At 70.5% G+C, this 19,079-nt stretch carries 17 protein-coding genes; 2 read left to right on the forward strand and 15 right to left on the reverse strand.

The genetic code is table 11. The features are described from left to right. Positions 1-306 precede the first annotated feature (306 nt). The 4 genes from EZH22_RS14450 to EZH22_RS14465 all read right to left on the reverse strand — a co-directional run bounded on the left by EZH22_RS14450 (position 307) and on the right by EZH22_RS14465 (position 4,661). Positions 307-1,002, reverse strand: a complete 696-nt coding sequence (locus EZH22_RS14450; protein WP_231711478.1) for a type 1 glutamine amidotransferase — start codon at positions 1,000-1,002, stop codon at positions 307-309. Further along, on the reverse strand, positions 999-1,148 hold the full coding sequence (locus EZH22_RS14455) for a hypothetical protein (protein WP_203196260.1): 150 nt from the start codon (positions 1,146-1,148) through the stop codon (positions 999-1,001). Before EZH22_RS14455 ends, EZH22_RS14450 begins: the two co-directional genes overlap by 4 nt. 110 nt (positions 1,149-1,258) lie before the next feature. Then, positions 1,259-2,803 carry an adenosine deaminase family protein gene (locus EZH22_RS14460; protein ID WP_203196261.1) on the reverse strand — a complete coding sequence of 515 codons (1,545 nt, stop codon included), beginning with the start codon at positions 2,801-2,803 and terminating at the stop codon, positions 1,259-1,261. Between the two features lie 94 nt (positions 2,804-2,897). After that, positions 2,898-4,661 carry an acyl-CoA dehydrogenase gene (locus tag EZH22_RS14465; RefSeq protein WP_203196262.1) on the reverse strand — a complete coding sequence of 588 codons (1,764 nt, stop codon included), beginning with the start codon at positions 4,659-4,661 and terminating at the stop codon, positions 2,898-2,900. A 333-nt stretch (positions 4,662-4,994) separates the two neighbouring features. On the opposite strand from EZH22_RS14465, the gene EZH22_RS14470 reads away from it, so the two are divergent. Both EZH22_RS14470 and EZH22_RS14475 read left to right on the forward strand, forming a co-directional pair. Further along, positions 4,995-5,618 carry a TetR/AcrR family transcriptional regulator gene (locus EZH22_RS14470; RefSeq protein WP_203196263.1) on the forward strand — a complete coding sequence of 208 codons (624 nt, stop codon included), beginning with the start codon at positions 4,995-4,997 and terminating at the stop codon, positions 5,616-5,618. 464 nt (positions 5,619-6,082) lie between these two features. After that, entirely contained in the window at positions 6,083-6,994 is a 912-nt protein-coding gene (locus EZH22_RS14475; protein ID WP_203196264.1) for an NADPH-dependent oxidoreductase, read from the forward strand. Positions 6,995-7,009: 15 nt separating this feature from the next. On the opposite strand, the gene EZH22_RS14480 is transcribed toward EZH22_RS14475, so the two are convergent. The 11 genes from EZH22_RS14480 to EZH22_RS14530 form a co-directional block, all read right to left on the reverse strand. Further along, on the reverse strand, positions 7,010-7,699 hold the full coding sequence (locus tag EZH22_RS14480; RefSeq protein ID WP_408647712.1) for a response regulator transcription factor: 690 nt from the start codon (positions 7,697-7,699) through the stop codon (positions 7,010-7,012). Further along, complete coding sequence (locus tag EZH22_RS14485; RefSeq protein WP_203196265.1) at positions 7,696-10,401, reverse strand: sensor histidine kinase; 2,706 nt, start codon at positions 10,399-10,401, stop codon at positions 7,696-7,698. Before EZH22_RS14485 ends, EZH22_RS14480 begins: the two co-directional genes overlap by 4 nt. A 56-nt stretch (positions 10,402-10,457) precedes the next feature. Further along, entirely contained in the window at positions 10,458-11,063 is a 606-nt protein-coding gene (locus tag EZH22_RS14490; protein ID WP_203196266.1) for a K(+)-transporting ATPase subunit C, read from the reverse strand. 12 nt (positions 11,064-11,075) lie between these two features. Beyond that, complete coding sequence (gene kdpB / locus EZH22_RS14495) at positions 11,076-13,181, reverse strand: potassium-transporting ATPase subunit KdpB (RefSeq protein WP_203196267.1); 2,106 nt, start codon at positions 13,179-13,181, stop codon at positions 11,076-11,078. 26 nt (positions 13,182-13,207) lie between these two features. Continuing rightward, a complete protein-coding gene (locus tag EZH22_RS14500; RefSeq protein WP_203196268.1) occupies positions 13,208-13,423 on the reverse strand; it encodes a hypothetical protein in 216 nt (71 codons plus the stop codon). A gap of 1 nt (position 13,424) precedes the next feature. Beyond that, positions 13,425-15,140: a potassium-transporting ATPase subunit KdpA gene (gene kdpA / locus EZH22_RS14505; RefSeq protein WP_203196269.1), complete on the reverse strand. Its 1,716-nt coding sequence runs from the start codon at positions 15,138-15,140 to the stop codon at positions 13,425-13,427. Positions 15,141-15,151: 11 nt separating this feature from the next. Further along, positions 15,152-15,241, reverse strand: coding sequence for a K(+)-transporting ATPase subunit F (locus EZH22_RS14510; RefSeq protein ID WP_203196270.1), 90 nt, complete (start codon positions 15,239-15,241; stop codon positions 15,152-15,154). A 460-nt stretch (positions 15,242-15,701) separates the two neighbouring features. Next, positions 15,702-16,403, reverse strand: a complete 702-nt coding sequence (locus EZH22_RS14515; RefSeq protein WP_203196271.1) for an ABC transporter ATP-binding protein — start codon at positions 16,401-16,403, stop codon at positions 15,702-15,704. Then, positions 16,390-17,193 carry an ABC transporter ATP-binding protein gene (locus tag EZH22_RS14520; protein WP_203196272.1) on the reverse strand — a complete coding sequence of 268 codons (804 nt, stop codon included), beginning with the start codon at positions 17,191-17,193 and terminating at the stop codon, positions 16,390-16,392. Before EZH22_RS14520 ends, EZH22_RS14515 begins: the two co-directional genes overlap by 14 nt. After that, a complete protein-coding gene (locus EZH22_RS14525) occupies positions 17,190-18,137 on the reverse strand; it encodes a branched-chain amino acid ABC transporter permease (protein ID WP_203196273.1) in 948 nt (315 codons plus the stop codon). Before EZH22_RS14525 ends, EZH22_RS14520 begins: the two co-directional genes overlap by 4 nt. After that, positions 18,137-19,009 (reverse strand): branched-chain amino acid ABC transporter permease, encoded by an 873-nt coding sequence (locus EZH22_RS14530; protein ID WP_203196274.1) that lies wholly within the window; start codon positions 19,007-19,009, stop codon positions 18,137-18,139. The genes EZH22_RS14525 and EZH22_RS14530 overlap by 1 nt, the downstream gene beginning before the upstream one ends. Between the last annotated feature and the right edge of the window lie 70 nt (positions 19,010-19,079).

Here is a 19,079-nt window from a genome sequence, read left to right on the forward strand (position 1 = left end):
CTGTGTTCTGGTCACGGCCGAGCTCTACGGCGTCAGCCCCCTGCCGCACGGCCTCGTGCGGCAGGTCGAGCACGGTGTAGACCTTCCCGATCGGTTCGTCCGCTTCGGAATTGCGCTTCGGAATTGCCGGGCACGCGGGGCGCGCGATCCCCAACCGGTCGCCGACGGCCATGTGACGGGGCCTGGACCGAGGACGGCCCCTCGTGGCGAGGCCGCGACGGCGATCCCCGGGGATGCCGCGCGGGAGCTCCCTGTCTCGGCGCGCGTTCTTGATACGAACCGGAATTCGCCTTGCTGGAAACCGCTTCAGCGCGGCTGGGCTTGCCGGCTTGAGAGGAAGAAGTCCGCGATCGTGTCGGCGATTTCAGCTGAATCCGTCTCCCCGCCCAGTCCCGTTGCCGCCTGTGCGGCGATACCTTCGGGAAGGACGGCGCCGCGCGCCGTCAGGAGGTCGGTGCCGAAAGCCGTGGTGAATTCGGGGTGGGGCTGGAAGGACAGGGCCTTGTCCCCATAGGCCAGGGCCGCATAGCGACAGAAGGGCGAGGAGCCGATCACCTCCGCATCGGCCGGCTTCTCGACGACCTGGTCCTGGTGCCAGGCGACAACGCGGGTTTCGCCCGGCCGGCCCTTGAGGGTGTAGCGCTCGAGCCCGACGGACCAGCCGCCGGAGAATTTCTCCACCTTCCCGCCGAGTGCCTGCGCCAGGATCTGGTGGCCGAAGCAGATGCCGACGATGGGCACGCCGGCGGCATAGGCGCCGCGCAGGAAGTCCTCCAGCGGCGCAATCCACGCGTGCGGCTCGTACACGCCGAAGCGCGAGCCCGTGACCAGCCAGCCGGCGGCGTCCCGGACGCTCTCGGGAAAGATGCCGTCGAGGACCGGGTAGGTCCGGAATTCGAACCCGCGCCCGGCCAGCAGGCGCTTGAACATGTCGTCATAGTCTCCGTGCGTCGCCTGCAGATCCGTGGGCGCGCGCCCTGTCTGGAGAATGCCGATCTTCACACCGCTTCCTTTCGAGCCTTCGTGCTGCGCCGGCACGCCCGGTCCTTGCGGGCGGCGCGGCGTATCTGTCGTCCGCAAGCATGGCACATGGCGGCGGTGCAGATCACCAGCGTCGCGCCGGCCTTGAACTGCGGGTCGATCGCCACGTCGCGGTAGGGATTGACGCCGGCCCAAGCAAGGCGCGGACGAACCGGTCAGGCACACGTCAGCCGGATCGGGTCCGGCGCCGTGGGGTGGCCTTCCTCTTCGGTGGGATTCACCGCGCGGTGGGGACGAGGGCGCGGATCAACGCACCGAAGCGGGACAACGCAGGCTGCTCGTCCGCGATGGAACGCTCGAAGGCGGTGAAGGCATCGTCGAGCCGGGCGAGCTCGCGCTGCTTCTCGCCGTCGGCGAGAAAGGAGTGGCTGAGGGCGGTGTGGGCGATCGCCTTCAGCCTGCGGTAGCCGAGCCCGTGATCACGCGCCGCGCGATAATATTCGTTGCTGAGATCGATGCGGGACACGCCGGCATCGTCGGTCGCCAGCGTCACCGGCACGCCGGCGGCGAGATAGGTCGAGATCGGGTGCTCCTGGCCGCGCACGCCGAGGATGACATCGGAGGAGGTGAGGGCGATCTCGATGGTCACGCCCCGCCGGCGCATCTCGGCGAGCAGGCTGCCCATGTCATGCTCGAAGCCCACCGCGGTGCCATGGCCGATGCGGCGCGCGCCGGCGGTCTCCACCGCCTCGCGAATGTGGAAATCGAGGTCGCCGGGCGGCACCAGGCCGAGCCACAGCTCGCCGGCGTGCAGCGCCACCGGCACGTCGGCGCCCGCGAGGAAGGCGATCCATTTCATGTGGGTGCGATAGTCGCGCAGGGAGATGCGATAGTCCTCGGGCCCCACATAATTGAGGCCCACCACGATCCCCGGCGCCTTGCGCACCAGGGCCGCGGCATGGGCGGTCTGGGCGAAGACCTCGGCGGGCGCGCTGTTGCGGTTGACCTGGGCGATGAAGCGGAAGGTCACGCCGCAGCCCGGCTTGCTCCGGTCGCCGCCGCAGGCCAGCAGCGCCTCGATGCGCGCGACGAGGGCGGTGAGCTGCTGCGCCTTGGTCGCGACCGCCTCGGCGAGGCCCGCGCGCTCCAGCGCCGCGAGCATGGCGGCGGGCTCGCTCTCGCTCCCGATGGCCTGCGCCAGCCGGCGGCGATCCTCCCCCTCGAACAGGGTGACCATGAATTCCACGTACTGGACGGCATCGGCGTCGTACAGCCTCAGCTGGTCAACGGTCATCTCGGCGATGGCCTGCGCGGTGCGCTCCCAGTCGGACCCGCCGGTGGCGGCATTGAACTTTGCGAAGGTGCCGAAGAACTGGTCGTGGCCGGAGGGAACGGCCGGCGTCGGCAGGAACCAGCGCATGGAGAGCGCGTCGATCAGAAGGTCATAGGTGGTCTGCCCCCGCCCACCGGAGACCGCTTCGGCGATGGGGCTGATGGCGGGGTCGGGGCCGCACGGCTGCTCGGTGGTGCCACCCTCCGGTCGGGGCAGGATGGCCATGTCGGCGCGGCGCAGGCAGAGGCCGTCGCGGACCGCCCAGGCGACGAAGCGCTCCGCATAGACGGCGCCCGACAGGTGGGTGTGCAGGTCGCCACCCTTCGGCATGCGATGGAGGAAGGCCCGCAGCCGGGGGTGGTCGGCGCGCAGGCTCTCGAACTGCGCCGCCGTGGCGACGGCGGGAAGATCGCCGGCGACGACGGCCAGCCGCGCGAGCAACGCCACGGCCAGAACAAGGAGGACGGCGATCCAGATACGGCGTCGCAAGACAGTCTCCGCGCGGGGAATCACGCGACAGCCTAGCTTACCCGCGTCCCGGCCGAAATGCCGGGCGGGCGCCGGCCGCGCCCGCCCGGCGGGATCAGAAGGTCTCCGCCTCCAGCGCCATCAGCGCCGGCGCGCCATGGGCCAGGGCGGCGTCCAAAGCGAGGGTCGCCGGCAGCATGCGCTCCACGAAGAACCGCGCGATCTTCGGCTTGCGGCGCAGGGCCGGGGGAGCGTCCGCGCCGAGGGCGAGGGCGGCGGCGGACATGCGCACCCACATCCAGCCGAACGCCACCAGCGCGAACAGGCGCAGGTAATCGGTGGCGGCGGCGCCCGCCTCCACCGCCCCGCCATGGGCGGCAAGCCGCGCCGTCGCCCGCTCCAGCCGGGCCAGCGCCTCGGCGACAGGCGTCACCAGGGCGGCGCCGGCCACCGGCGCCGCGGCATCCAGATCCGCCTTGATGAGGGCGAAGAAGCGCGCCGGCAGGGTCCCGCCTTCCATGCCGAGCTTGCGGCCGACGAGGTCCATGGCCTGGACACCGTTGGTGCCTTCGTAGATCTGGGCGATGCGGGCGTCGCGGACGAACTGCTCCATGCCCCATTCGCGGATGTAGCCGTGGCCGCCGAGCACCTGCTGGGAGGCGACGGCGGTCTCGAAGCCGAAATCGGTGAAGGCGGCCTTCACCACCGGTGTCATGAGGGCGACGAGACCGTCCGCGCCGGCGCGGACGGCGGCATCGGGATGGTGGGCGGCCATATCCATCTGCAGCGCGGTCCATACCGCGAGCGCCCGCGCGGCATCGGCGAAGGCGCGGCCGGACAGCAGCATCTTGCGCACGTCGGGATGGGCGATGATGGGCACCGGTCCGGGCGTGCCGTCGGGGCCGTTGCCCTGGAGGCGCTCCCTGGCGTAGGCGACCGCCTTCTGGTTGGCCGCCTCGGCGATGCCGAGGCCCTGGATGCCCACGAACAGCCGCTCGGCATTCATCATGGTGAACATGGCATTGAGGCCGCGGCCCGGCTCGCCCACCAGCCAGCCGGTGGCGCCCTCGTAGTTCATGACGCACGTGGGCTGCGCGTGGATGCCCATCTTGTGCTCCAGCGCACCCACCGACATGGCGTTGCGAGCGCCGAGGCCGCCATCTGCCGCCACCAGGAACTTCGGCGCCAGGAACAGGCTGATGCCCTTCACTCCCCTGGGGGCGTCCGGCAGGCGGGCGAGCACGAGGTGGATGATGTTGCCGCCGAAGTCGTGGTCGCCCGAGGAGATGAAGATCTTGGTTCCGGTGATGGCGTAGCTGCCGTCGCCATTCGGCACGGCGCGGGTGGAGAGGAGGCCGAGGTCGGTGCCCGCCGAGGCCTCCGTGAGCGCCATGGCGCCGGTCCATTCGCCGGAGATCATCTTCGGCAGGTAGGCGGCCTTCAGGTCGGCGCCGGCATGGTGGCCGATGGCCTCCACCGCGCCGCGGGTGAGGCCGGGGAACAGGCCGAAGGAGAGGTTGGCGGAGGAAATCATCTCGTCGAGCAGGATCTGCAGGACGCGGGGCAGGCCCTGCCCGCCATATTCGGGATCGCCGGACAGGCCGCACCAGCCGGCCTCGGCGAAGGCGCGGTAGGCCTCGGCGACCCCTTTCGGGGTGGTCACCCGGCCATCGGCGAGGGTGCAGCCCTCCTCGTCGCCCGGGCGGTTGAGCGGCTCCAGCACCCCGGCGGCGAACTTGCCCGCCTCCTCCAGCACGCTCACCGCCAGCTCGGCGTTCACCTCCTCGAAGCCGGGCAAGGCGGTCATGGCCCGGTCGAAGTCGAGCACACGGGTGAGCAGGAACGCCATGTCGTCGACGGGAGGAGCATAGGTGGACATCGCACGGGTTCCCTGATCGTCGCCTTCAGCGGATTTGGCTGGCGGCCCGGGGAGCGGATCGCAATCCGCGGTGCCCGGCGCAGGCGCCCGCCGCCGATCTCAGGCTGGCTTCTTGACTGGTCGCGCCGTGTGTGTACCAAACGATCGATACAGTTTGCAAGCCCGTCTTGCCGGTCCGGCCGCATCCCGGCGGTGTGGTGCGCCGTGCTTTCCTCCGAACCGATCGCGTTCTAAGGGAAGGAGGCGAGCGCGCGTGCCATCGCGCGGGTCACGGGCTCCCGTCGACGACCGGCTCTCCGGCAGGGCGCGGGCGGGGCCGAGCAGGACAGGGCAATGCCGGAGAAGACCGCCGTGAAAGGCGAGGGGAGGGGCAAGGTCGCCCGCACGCTCTTCCAGGGCGAGTTGAGCGCGCGCCACCGGGAGATCCTTGAGGGTGCGGCGGCGCTGTTCGCCGAGCGCGGCTATGCGGCTACGTCGGTGCGCGATATCGGCGAGCGGGTGGGGCTGCTGGGCGGGTCGCTCTACCACTACATCAAGTCGAAGGAAGCGCTGTTCATCAGGATTCACGATCTGGCGCTCCAGGGGGTGCAGGACCATATCCGCGCCGCCGTGGATGCCCGGACGGATCCCTGGGAGCGCCTGCAGGTGGCCTGCATCACCATGCTGGAGATCCAGCTCGACCCCCAGTCCATCACCATGCCGCTGATGAACGACCTGCAGGCGGTGCCGCCGGAGGTGCGCGAGCGGCTGATCGCCAAGCGCGACGAATTCGAGAAGATCTTCGTTGCCCTGGTGGCCGAGCTGCCGCTCGACCCCGAGATCGACCGCGGCGCCTACCGGCTGCTGCTGCTGACGCTGCTCAACAACGCCAGCCTGTGGTACCGCGAGGGCCGGCTGACTCCCGAGGATATCGGCCGGCAGATCGTGCGGATCTTTCGCCACCCGGCGGGAGAATGAGGCGCGACCATCCCGCGCCGCCATGGCCATCCGTGCGCTGCTCCCGTTCCGGAAGGCGGGGCCCATCAGGCTGAAACCCGGCGCGGGCCTCGCGGCCAGCGTACGAGACGAGGGGAAGAACCCGAAGAAGCTCCCGATCGTGGAGCCCTGCGCCCCGCGGATGCCCGTGCTCGCTCCGCTCTCCGGCCGCCTCATCTGCCATGAGGCGTTTTCCGCCTTGGTCGAGCGGGTGGCGCCGAAGCTATGGCGCGGGGGGCTACAAGACGTCTTGTGGAGCAGGTAGGCTGCGCGGGACGCTCCTTCCCGGCCGCGGAGCCCGTCTCCACGCCCGCCACCCCGCCGCCTTCCGCGCGGCCGGGACGGCGGCGGCAGGGAGCCGTGCGGGTGGCCGGAGCCTGAACCCGATCCGGATGCCCGGCGACGCCCGACGGTCCCTCCCCAGCCCCTGGAAAGTGCACGCGCCCATGTCCGCCTCCGCCTCCGCCTCCGCCCCCGCCTCCTCCGTGTCCGCTTCCACGTCCGCTCCCCTTGCGCAATCCCGCCCCGCCGCCGCGACACAAGATGCGCGCGCGCTGCTCGAAGCCCGCTACGGCGCCGCCGAGGCGCCCCAGGGCCTGCTCCTCAACGACACCATCGCCGGGCTGCTCGCCCACCGCTCGGTGCGCGCCTTTTCCGATCGCGCGCTGCCGGAAGGGTTGATCGAGACGCTGGTGGCGGCGGCGCAGTCGGCCTCGTCCTCCTCCAACCTCCAGACCTTCTCGGTGGTGGCGGTGGAGAACCCCGCCACCAAGGCGCGCCTCGCCCAGGTGGCGGGCGGGCAGAAGCATATCGTCGAGGCGCCCCTCGTCCTCGTCTGGCTCGCGGACCTTGCCCGGCTGGAGGAGATCGGCCGCCGCGCCGGCGCGCCCACCGGCGGGCTCGCATTCCTCGAAACCCTGTTCATCGGCATCATCGATGCCGCGCTGGCGGCGCAGAATGCGGTGGTGGCGCTGGAGAGCCTCGGGCTCGGCTCGGTCTATATCGGCGCCCTGCGCAACCGCCCGCAGGAGGTGGCCGAGCTGCTCGGCCTGCCGCCCAACGTGGTCGGCGTGTTCGGCTTGTGCGTCGGTTATGCCGACCCCGCCGCCCGGCCGGCGGACGTGAAGCCGCGCCTCTCCCAAAAGCTGGTGCTGCACCGCGAGCGCTACGACGCGGGCCTGCCGCAGCCGCCGCTGGACCAGTACGAGGCGGCCCTGAAGGCCTTCCAGCGGGGGCAGGAGATGCCCGTCGTGGGCTGGGCCGGCACGGCGCTCAACCGCGTGCGCGGACCGGAAGCGCTGAGCGGCCGCGATCGCATGCGCGAGGCGCTCACGGCGCTGGGCTTCGGCCTGCGCTGAGCGATCGGCCCTGCGTCAGTCGGGCTCGCTGAGGCGATAGCCGACGCCGGTCTCGGTGCGGATGTAGCGGGGCTGCTCCGGGTTGTCCTCCAGCTTCTGCCGCAGCTGGCGGACATAGACCCGCACATACTGGACGTCATAGGCGTTGCCCCAGACGCGCTGAAGGATGAACTGGTGGGTCAGCACCTTGCCGGCGTGCTGCACCAGCAGGCGCAGGATGTCGTATTCCTTGGGCGAGAGCTTCACCTCCTGCCCCTTCACCCGCACGATGCGGCGCACCAGGTCGACCGAGAGGTCGCCCACCTGGAACAGGGGCTTGGCCCCCTCCTGCTGCAGGCGGTGGCGCAGCGCCACGCGGATGCGGGCGATGAGCTCGTTCATGCCGAACGGCTTCGTCACATAGTCGTCGGCGCCGCATTCGAGGGCCTCGACGATCCCCGCCTCGTCGGTCCGGCTGGACAGGATCACCACCGGCGCGCCGAAGCCTTCCGCCCGCCAGCGCGCGAGCAGGTCGCGGCCGGACATGTCCGGCAGGCCCAGATCGAGGATGACGAGGTCCGGCGGCGTACGGCCGGCGCGCTCGATGGCCTCGGCGGCGCTCCCCGCGCTCGCCACATCGTAGCCCTGGGTCGCCAGCCCGGTGTTCAGCAGCCTGCGGATGGCCGGTTCGTCGTCGACCACCAGAACCTTCACGGGAACACTCACGACAATGCCTCGAGCTGCGGTGCGCCCACCGGCACCGGCATGCGGATGGTGAAGACAGCGCCGCTCCGCTCGGGCCGCCGCGAGACGGTGATGGTGCCGCCCATGGCCTCGAGGAAGCCGCGGGCGATGGCGAGGCCGAGGCCGGTGCCGGCCCGCACCTGGTCGCCTTTGCGGACCCGGTAGAACTTGTCGAACACCCGCTCCACGTCGCCTTCGGGGATGCCCGGCCCCTCGTCCAGCAGGCGCAGCGTCACCTGGTCGCCGTCCGACCAGCCCTCCAGGCGCACGCGCGAGCCTTCGGGCGCGTACTTGGCGGCATTGTCGAGGAGGTTGAACAGCGCCTGCTCGAACAGCACCGGATCGACCAGCAGCATGGGCAGGTCGGCGGCCAGCTCGATCTCCACCTTGTGGTGGCGCAGGATCGCCTGGGCCCGTCGCATGGCGCTGCCGACGATCTCGCCCACGTCGTACAAGGCGGCGTTGGGGGCCACCGCGCCGGATTCCAGCCGGGTCATGTCCAGGAGGTTGGCGATGAAGCGGTTGAGCCGCTCGCCCTCCTCCTCGATGGTGGAGAGCAGGTCGGCGCGGGCCTCCGGCGCGATGGAGGCGGAGAAATCCCGGAGGGTGCCGGCCGCGCCCATGATCGAGGCGAGCGGTGTCTTCAGGTCGTGGGAGATGGAGGTGAGCAGCGCCGAGCGCAGGCGGTCGGTCTCTGCGTCCAGGCGCGCCTTCTCCACGTCGGCCACGAGGTTGACCCGCTCCACCGCGAGCGCCGCCTGATCGGCCAGGGCATCGAGAAGCCGGCGCTGCTCCGGCGTCAGCAGCGGCCCCTCCTTGTCGCGGTCGATTCCGATCACGCCCACCGTGCCGCGCCCGGTCTGCATGGGCAGGAACAGCCGCTTGGCGCCCGGCAGGGTATCGGCGCCGCGCCCGGCGACCCGGCTGTTCTCGAACGCCCATTTGGCCGCGGCGAGGTCGGCGGCGTCGAGCACGTCCTCGGGCGGATAGGCGGCCTTCACCGCCAGGGCCCCTTCCTCCGCCAGCAGGAGCACGACGCGGACCTTGAGCATGGAGGCGATCTGGAAGGCCGTGGCCCACAGCAGGTCGTCCAGCGTCCCGGCGCCCGCGAGCTTCTTCGAGAACAGGTAGAGGTCCTCGGTGGTCTTCGCCCGCGCCCGCGCCGCCAGCGCCTGGGCGCGCACCCGCGCCGTGAGGTTCGAGGCGATGACGGCGACGACGAGGAAGAAGAACAGCGCGACCACGTTCTCCGGGTCGGTGATGGTGAAGGTGTAGAGCGGCGGGATGAAGAAGAAATTGAACGCCAGCATGCCGGCGACCGATGCCAGCAGCGCCGGCGCGAGGCCGAAGCGCACCGCGCTCACCAGCACCGCGGTAAGGAAGACGAGGGCGATGTTCTGCAAGGCGAGAATGCGTTGCAGGCCGAAGCCGACGAGGGTCGCCAGCGCCACGATGCCGAGGCTGGCGAGATAGGGCGGCGCGTCGAGCCGGCGCGCGGGGGCCCCGGATGCGGACCGGTTCGCCGGCGGTCCCGGCTCCGGCTCGCCGGCGATCACGTGGACCGAGATGTTGCCCGAGCGGCGCACCAGATCATGCACCACCGAGCCGTAGACGATCTCGAACCACCGGGCGCGGTCGGACTTGCCGATGACGATGTGGGTAACGTTGGCGGAGCGGGCATAGCCCAGCACGTCGTCGGCGATGCGGGTGCCGCCGGGGATGGTCACCGCCTCCCCGCCCAGGCGCTCGGCGAGGCGCAGGAAATCGGCGATGCGGTCGCGCTCGGCGGGGCCGAGCCGCAGCGCGCGACCGGTTTCCACGTAGAGCGCCACCCATGGCGCCCGCAGCCGGTCGGCGAGGCGCTTGGCGTAGCGCACCAGGGCGGCCGCGCGCGGATCCTCGCTGAGGCAGACCAGCACCCGCTCCCCCGCCGCCCACGGCCCCGAAATGGCGTGGGCGCGCATGTGGGTGAGCAATTGCTCGTCCACCCGCTGGGCGGTGCGGCGCAAGGCGAGCTCGCGCAGGGCGGTGAGGTTGCCGGGGGAGAAATAGTTCTCCACCGCCCGCCGCGCCGTCTGCGGCACGTAGACCTTGCCCTCCTTGAGGCGCTGGATGAGGTCGCCGGGCGTGATGTCGATGATCTCGATGTCGTCGGCGCGGTCAATGATGGCGTCGGGCACCGTCTCGCGTACCCTGACGCGGGTGATCTGCGCCACCACGTCGTTGAGGCTTTCCACGTGCTGGATGTTCAGCGTGGTGTAGACGTCGATGCCGGCCGCGAGCAGTTCCTCCACGTCCATGTAGCGCTTGGCGTGGCGGCTCTCCGGCGCATTGGTGTGGGCGAGCTCGTCCACGAGGACGAGGGCCGGTCGGCGGGCGAGGATGGCGTCGAGGTCCATCTCGTCCAGCTCGCGCCCCTTGTAGGGCACGCGCCGGCGGGGGATCACCTCCAGCCCGGCGACCAGCGCCTCGGTCTCCTGCCGGCCGTGGGTCTCCACCACGCCCACCACCACGTCGGCGCCTTCCTTCAGGCGGGCATGGCCGGAGGCGAGCATCTCGTAGGTCTTGCCGACGCCCGGCGCGGCCCCGAGGAAGATCTTCAGGCGGCCGCGCGTCTCCTGCTCGGCCGCCGCGAGCAGGGCTTCGGGCGAGGGCCGCAGGTCCGCGGCTCGGTCTTCGGGCATGGCCTCCTCCGGATGCCCGGCGGGCGCGCCGCCGGGTCCGTTGCCTCAACGGTGTGTCACTCGCCGCGGATCTTGTCGAGGGCGAGATTGAGGGCGAGCACGTTCACCTTGGGCTCGCCGAGGAGGCCGAGGGTGCGGTCCTCGACGCTGGCGGCGACCAGACGGCGCACCTGATCCTCCGGCAGGCCGCGCGCCTTGGCGACGCGGGGCACCTGGAACAGCGCGGCCTCGGGCGAGATGTGCGGGTCGAGCCCGCTACCGGAGGCGGTCACAAGGTCCACCGGCACGGCGGCGCCGGGGTTTTCCGCCTTCAGCGCGTCAAGGTCGCCCTTCACCCGGTCGGCCAGCGCCGGGTTGGTGGGGCCGAGGTTCGAGCCCATGGAGTTTGCCGCATTGTAAGGCTGGGCGACGCTCTTCGTCGGGTCGGCGGGATCGGCGCCGGTGGTGGCGGAGGGGCGGCCGTGGAAGGTGCGGTCCGAGGTGAAGCTCTGGCCGATGAGGGCCGAGCCGACGACGGTGCCGTTCCGCTCGATCAGGCTGCCGTTGGCCTGGCGCGGGAAGAGGGCCTGGGCCGCGCCGGTCATGGCCAGTGGATAGGCGAGGCCGGTGAGCGCGGTGAGCAGCACGAGCACGACCAAAGCGGGGCGAAGTTCCTTGAGCATGATGGGTTCTCCTCAGACGAGGTGAAGGGTGGTGATGGCGAGGTCGATCGCCTTGATGCCGGCGAAGGGCACCAGGATGCCGCCGAGGCCATAGATGAGCAGGTTGCGCTTGAGCAAGGCGGCCGCGCCGATGGGCCGGAACGCGACGCCGCGCAACGCCAGCGGGATGAGCGCGATGATGATGAGCGCGTTGAAGATGATGGCGGAGAGGATGGCGCTCTGCGGCGAGGCCAGCCCCATCACGTTCAGCGCGCCGAGCTGCGGGTAGAAGGCCACGAACATGGCCGGGATGATGGCGAAATACTTCGCCACGTCGTTGGCGATGGAGAAGGTGGTGAGCGAGCCGCGCGTCATCAGCAGCGCCTTGCCGATCTCCACGATCTCGATGAGCTTGGTCGGGTCGCTGTCGAGGTCCACCATGTTGCCGGCCTCGCGGGCCGCCACCGTGCCGGTGTTCATGGCCACCCCCACGTCCGCCTGGGCCAGCGCCGGGGCGTCGTTGGTGCCGTCGCCGCACATGGCGACGAGCTTGCCCTTGGCCTGCTCGTCGCGGATGAGACGGAGCTTGGCCTCGGGCGTGGCCTGGGCCAGGAAGTCGTCCACCCCCGCCTCGGCGGCGATGGCGGCGGCGGTGAGCGGGTTGTCGCCGGTGATCATGACCGTGCGGATGCCCATGCGCCGCAGTTCCGCGAAGCGCTCGCGGATGCCGCCCTTCACGATGTCCTTCAGGTGGACGACGCCCAGCAGGCGCCCGTCCCGCGCCACGGCCAGCGGCGTGCCGCCGGCCTTGGCGATCTCCTCGGCGATGGCGTTGACCTCGCGGACCGCCTCGGGGCTGACGAGGGGGCGCACGTTCTGCACCGCGCCGGAGGCGGTCACCGCGCCGCTGCCCGACTGGACATAAGCGAGGATCGCATCCACCGCCCCCTTGCGCAGGGACGAGCCGTCCACGTCCACGCCGCTCATGCGGGTCTGGGCGGTGAAGGGCACGAAATGGGCGTTGAGGCTTCCCATGTCGCGGCCGCGCAGGCCGTATTTCTCCTTCGCCAGCACCACGATGGAGCGGCCTTCCGGGGTCTCGTCGGCGAGCGAGGCGAGTTGGGCGGCATCCGCCAGCTCGCGCTCGGCCACGCCGCGCACGGGGCGGAAGTCGGCGGCCTGCCGGTTGCCCAGCGTGATGGTGCCGGTTTTGTCGAGGAGCAGCGTGTCCACGTCGCCCGCCGCCTCCACCGCGCGGCCGGACATGGCCAGCACGTTGAAGCGCACCAGGCGATCCATGCCGGCGATGCCGATGGCCGAGAGCAGGGCGCCGATGGTGGTGGGGATGAGGGTGACGAACAGCGCCACCAGCACCACCACCGAGATGCTCCCGCCCGCATAGGCGGCGAAGCTCGGGATGGAGGCGGTGGCGAAGATGAAGATGATGGTCATCCCCGCCAGCAGGATGTTGAGGGCGATCTCGTTGGGCGTCTTCTGCCGCTCGGCGCCCTCCACCAGGGCGATCATGCGGTCGAGGAAGGTGGAGCCCGCCGCCGCGGTGATGCGCACCTTGAGCCAGTCGGACACCACCGTCGTGCCGCCGGTGACCGCCGAGCGGTCGCCGCCGCTCTCGCGGATGACGGGGGCGCTCTCGCCGGTGATCGCCGCCTCGTTCACCGAGGCCACGCCTTCCACCACCTCGCCGTCGGAGGGAATGACGTCGCCGGCCTCCACCAGCACCACGTCACCCACCTTGAGGCCGGTCCCCGGCACGGAACGGAAGGCGTTGCCCTCGCCGGTGAGGAGCTTGGCCTGGGTTTCCGCACGGGTGCGGCGGAGCGAGGCCGCCTGCGCCTTGCCGCGGCCTTCGGCCACCGCCTCGGCGAAGTTGGCGAACAGCACGGTGAACCAGAGCCAGAGGATGATCTGGAACGAGAAGCCGAGGCTGGAACCGCCCATGAGGAGGTCGCGCAGGAAGAGGACGGTGGTGAGCAGCGCCACCACCTCCACCACGAACATCACCGGATTCTTCACCATCGCCCGCGGGTCGAGCTTGGTGAAGGAGGCGCCGATGGCGGGCACCAGGATGGACGGGTCGAGCAGGCTGGACGAATGGGACTTCGAATGGGATTTGGCCATGGGAGGCACTCCCGGGAAAAGAGGGGTCACTTCGCGGAGATCTGGAGCACGAGGGTGATCGCCGCCTGGATGGCGGCCGCGGCCACGAGGCAGGCCACGCTCACGATGAGGACGATCTCCGAGGTCTGGAGGGGCAGGCCGGGCCTTCCGTCCCGCCCGGCGCGAGGCCGGGCGGGGGCGGTGTCCTGGCCGTTGGCGAGGGGCTTGGGCGCGGGGGTCTCGCTCATCCGGCTTTGGCGCATCTCAGCCTCCTGCGCCGAAGCTCTGGCCGGCCGCCCCCGCGAGGTGCTCGACGATGGGACCGAGAGACAAAGCCGGGAAGAAGGTGAGCCCGCCGACGATCAGGATCACCCCCACCAGGAGGCCGACGAACAGCCCGCCGCCGGTGGGGAAGGTGCCCGCCGAGGCCGGTACCGTCTTCTTCGCCGCCATGGATCCGGCCAGCGCCATGGCCGGCACGATCATCAGGAACCGGCCGACGAACATGGAGGAGGCCAGGGTCAGGTTGTAGAAGAAGGTGTTCCCGGTCAGTCCGCCGAAGGCCGAGCCGTTGTTGGCGGTGGCCGACGTGTAGGCGTAGAGGATTTCCGAGAAGCCGTGCGGCCCCGGATTGGCGATGGAGGCCACCGCCGAGGGCAGGACGCTCGCCACCGCCGTCCAGCCGAGCATCATCAAGGGCAGGATGAGGATGGCGAGCATGGCCATCTTCACTTCCTTCGCCTCGATCTTCTTGCCCACGTATTCCGGCGTGCGGCCCACCATGAGGCCGGCCACGAACATGGCCACGACCACGAACAGCAGCATGCCGTACATGCCGGCGCCCACGCCGCCGACGATGATCTCGCCCAGCTCCATGTTGATGAGCGGGATCATGCCGCCGAGCGCGGTGAAGCTGTCATGCATGGCGTTCACCGCGCCGCAGGAGGCGGCCGTGGTGATCACCGCGAACAGGGCCGAGGCGACGATGCCGAAGCGCAGCTCCTTGCCTTCCATGTTTCCGCCGGTGAGCCCGAGGGCGTCGAGGGCCGGCGTGCCGGAGGCCTCCGCCCAGTAGGCCACCGCGACGCCGGCGAGGAACAGCACGCCCATGGCGGAAAGGATCGCCCAGCCCTGCCGCTCGTCGCCCACCATGCGGCCGAACACGTTGGTGAGGGCGGCGCCCAGGGCGAAGATGGACACCATCTGCACGAAGTTGGAGAGCGCGGTGGGGTTCTCGAACGGGTGCGCGGCATTGGCGTTGAAGAAGCCGCCGCCATTGGTGCCCAGCATCTTGATGGCCACCTGCGAGGCCACGGGCCCGACCGCGAGGGTCTGCTTGCCGCCTTCGAGGGTGGTGGCGTCCACGTAGGCGCCGAGGGTCTGCGGGATGCCCTGCCACACCAGGAACAGGGTGAAGACGATGCAGACGGGCAGGAGCACGTAGAGGGTGCAGCGGGTGATATCCACCCAGAAGTTGCCCACCGTCTGCGCCGAGGCGCGGGAGAAGCCGCGGATCAGCGCCAGCGCCAGCACGATGCCGGTGGCGGCGGAGAGGAAGTTCTGGTGGGTCAGGCCGAGCATCTGCACGAGATAGCTCATCGTGCTTTCGCCGCCGTAGTTCTGCCAGTTGGTGTTGGTGATGAAGCTCACCGCCGTGTTGAAGGCGAGGTCCGGCGCCACCGCCGACATGCCCTGCGGGTTGAACGGCAGCAGGTCCTGAAGGCGCATGAGCGCGTAGAGGATGGCGAAGCCGCCCAGGTGGAACAGGAGCATGGCGATGGTGTAGGTGAGCCAGTGCTGCTCGCGCGCCGCATCGACGCCGCCGAGGCGATAGATGACGCTTTCCACCGGCCGCAGCACGGGCGACAGGAAGGTGCGTTCGCCCGCGAACACGCGGGTCATGTAGGCGCCGAGGGGCCGCGTCAGCAGGAGGACGACGAGGCAGAACAGCGCGATCTGGATGAAGCCGTTGAGGGTCATTGGGGTTCTCCTCAGAACCGTTCGGGCCTGAGCAGGGCGAAGGTGAGGTAGAAGAGCAGGCCGGCGGTGACGAGCCCGCCGAGCGCGTAATCAAGCATCATGGGATGTCTCCTCGGGGCGGTGGCCGCAGGCATGCGACCGCGCCCGCTTTCAAGACGGAATGCAGGTTCGGGTGCGTGAGGGGCCCGCATGCGCCTGTCGCGATGCGGGCCGATCGGCGCGGCGTCAGAGCCGTTCGCAGACGTGGCCGTAGCCGATGGCCAGCGCGAACAGGGCAAGGCCCAGCGCGAGCATGAGAATGTCCAGCATCGTGGCGTTCCGATCCGTATCAGCGGCGGTACGGGCGGCGGGCCGCTTCCCGGAACAGGAAGCAGCCCGACCGCTCGTGCCTAAAGCTGGCGCGATGCGGATAAAGAGTCGAGACGGGTGCCCCGGCGCGGATATAGGAATCTCATAAAGACCGCGGGCCGGGCCCACCTTCTCAATCGCCTGGGTGCGGCCCGATCCGGGATGGGACGGCGAGGTCGTCCTGCCGATGGGGTGGCCCTGCGGCGCGCGGCCTCACAGCCCCAGATAGGCCGCGCGCACCTTCGGATCCACCAGCAGGGCGGCGCCCGTGCCTTCCATCACCACGCGCCCGGTCTCCAGCACGTAGCCGCGATCGGCGATGGCCAGCGCCGCCGAGGCGTTCTGCTCCACCAGCAGCACGGTGAGGCCCTCCGCCCGCAGTGCGCGCACCGCGGCGAGAATCTGGTCCACCAGCAGCGGGGCGAGGCCGAGGGAGGGCTCATCGAGCAGCAGCAGCTTCGGCGCCGCCATGAGCGCGCGGCCGATGGCCAGCATCTGCTGCTGCCCGCCGGACAGGCTCATGGCCGCGATCTTCCGCTTCTCGGCGAGCACCGGGAACAGGCCGTAGACATGGTCGAGCCGGCCGCGCGTGCCGGCATCCTGCCGGCGGTAGGCGCCGAGGCGCAGATTGTCCTCCACCGTCAGCGGGCCGAACACCTGCCGGCCTTCCGGCGACTGGGAGATGCCGCGCATGACGCGCTTGTGCGGTTCCAGCCGCTCGATGGGCTCGCCCTCGAACAGGATGCGCCCGGCGCGCGCCGGCTGCACGCCGGAGAGGGTGCGCAAAAGCGTGGTCTTGCCGGCGCCGTTGGAGCCCACCAGCGCGACGATCTCGCCGGCCTTCACCTGAAGCCACACCTCGTGCAGCACGCTGATGCGGCCATAGGCCGAGCTGACACCCTCAACCGTGAGCACGATCGGCCTCCCGTGCGCCGTGGTCACCGAGATAGGCGGCGATGACATCGGGGTTGTCGCGCACCGCCCGTGGCGGGCCTTCCGCCAGCGGCCGGCCCTGGGCCAGCACCAGAACCCGGTCGGAAATCTTCATCACCAGCTTCATGTCGTGCTCGATGAGCACCACCGCGACGCCGCTTCTGGCGATGTCGGCGATGAGGTGGTCCATGGCCTCGGTCTCCACCGGGTTGCAGCCGGCGGCGGGCTCGTCGAGGAGCAGGATCTTCGGGCTGGCCGCCAGCGCCCGGGCGATCTCCAGCCGCTTCAGCGCGCCGTAGGGCAGGGCGCCGGCGGAGGCGTCGGCGAGCGGGGCGAGGCCCACCTTGTCGAGCAGTTCCATGGCGCGCTCCCGCGTCACCCGGTTCTGCCGCCCGACGGCGGGCAGGCCGAGGAGGTCGGCGAGGAAGGAGGTGCGCTCCGACAGGTGGCAGCCGACCATCACGTTCTCCACCGCGCTCATGCGGAAGAACACCTGAAGGTTCTGGAAGGTGCGCGCCATGCCCCGGCGCACCAGCAGGTGCGGGGCAAGGCCGGTGATGTCCTCGCCGGCGAGCCGCACCTTGCCCTGCGAGGCGCGGTAGATGCCGGTGACGAGGTTGAACAGGGTGGTCTTGCCGTCGCCGTTCGGCCCGATGATGGAGAAGACCTGCCCCGCCTCCACCTTGAACGAGACGCGGTCCACCGCCTTGAGGCCGCCGAAGGCGATGCCGATGTCGCTGACATCGAGCAGGCTCGTGGGTCCCCCGTTCATGGCAGCCGCTCCATCAGGTAGGCGCGGATGGACGGCACGATGCCCTGCGGCAGGAAGATCATGAACACCATGATCAGCAGGCCCAGCACCGCCTGCTCGTATTCCTGCAGCGCGGTGAGCATCTGCGGCAGCACCACCAGGAAGGCGGCGCCCACCACGGTGCCGAACACCGAGCCGAGGCCGCCGATGATCACCATGGCGACGAGCTCGATGGAGTGGGAGAAGCTCGCCGCCTCGGGGGTGATGAGGCCGTTCATGGCGGCGAGCAGCCCGCCGGCCACCGCCGCATAAACCGCCGCCACCACGAAGGCCGCGAGCTTCTTCGACGCCACGTCGATGCCGGTGCCGGCGGCGGCCACCTCGCTGTCGTGCAGCGCGCGCAGCGCCCGCCCGGTGGGGCTGGCAGCGATGTTGAGGGCGAGGAGGGCGCCCACGAGGAGCGCGCCGGCCGTCACCCAGTACCAGCTTGTCGCCCCGGCCACGCGCCAGCCGAACAGCGAGAGGCGCGACACGGCCATGCCGTCCGGCCCGCCGGTGATCTCCGCCTCGCTGTGCAGCACCAAGGCGACGATGACGCCGAAGCCCAGGGTTGCGATGGCGAGGTAATAGCCCTTCAGCCGCAGGATCGGCCGGCCGACCGCATAGGCGACGAGGCCGGCGACCGCCGCGCCCAGCACCAGGCAGAGCAGCGGATCGAGCCCCAGCCGCACCGGGCTGATGGCCACCGTATAGGCGCCGATGCCGAGGAAGCCGGCGTGGCCCAGGCTCACCTGTCCCGCATAGCCCATGAGAATGGTGAGGCCGAGGGCGGCGAGGGCGAATATCCACACCAGCGCCGCCACCCGCAGATGGAAGGAGGAGGTGGAGACGAGCGGCACCAGCACCATCAGCGCGGCGAGGACGAGGAGGGGGGTGTAGCGGGCCCTGAGCGCCTTGCCGAGCATCACACGCGCTCCACGCTGCGGCCGCCGAACAGGCCGCGCGGCAGGAAGAACAGGACGAAGAGGATCATCAGGAAGGCCACCGCATCCTTGTAGGTGGAGGAGACATAGCCGGCGCCGAAGGTCTCCAGCAGGCCGATGAGCAGGCCGCCCACCACCGCCCCCAGGGGGTTGCCCATGCCGCCCAGCATGGCGGCGGCGAAGCCCTTCAGCGCGAACAGGGTGCCGATGTCGTAGCGGGTGAGGGTGATCGGCGTCGCCACCACGCCGGCGAGCGCGCCGATGGCGGCCGAGAGGCCGAAGGCCATGGCGAGGATCAGCGTGACGTTGATGCCCACCAGCTTCGCGGCCAGCCGGTTGGCGGCGGTGGCGAGCAGGCCCTTGCCGACGAGGGTGTGTTCCAGGAACAGGTAGAGCGCGACCACGAGGCCGATGGCGGTGCCGAGCACCCACAGGCTCTGCGGCAGGAGGGTGGCGCCGCCGATGGGAATGGGCGCATCGCCCGAGAAGGCGGGCAGGGAATGGAACTGCTTGTCGAAGACGATCTGCGCCACGCCCTTGATGAAGATGGACGCGCCGATGGTGATCATGATCAGCGTCACCGGCGAGGCGCCGCGCGCCGGCTCGATGGCGAGGCGGTGGAGCAGCAGCCCCACGCCGACCGCCGCCACCACCGCGATGAGCGCGGCCAGCGGCAGGGAGAGGCCGGAGGCCATCAGGAAGACGGTGCCCATGCCGCCGATCATGACGAAATCGCCCTGGGCGAAGTTGATCACGTCGGAGGCGTTGTAGATGAGGGTGAAGCCCAAGGCGATGAGCGCGTAGATCGCGCCCACCGTGAGGCCTGAGAACACGAGCTGGAGAAATTCGGACATGGTCTCTCGCACCGGATGTCCGGCGGCGCGCACGCCGCCGGGGCAGGGGCAGGGTGGAGGGAGCGGCCTG

Origin of the sequence: Xanthobacter dioxanivorans (assembly GCF_016807805.1) — a bacterium.
GTDB lineage: Bacteria > Pseudomonadota > Alphaproteobacteria > Rhizobiales > Xanthobacteraceae > Xanthobacter > Xanthobacter dioxanivorans.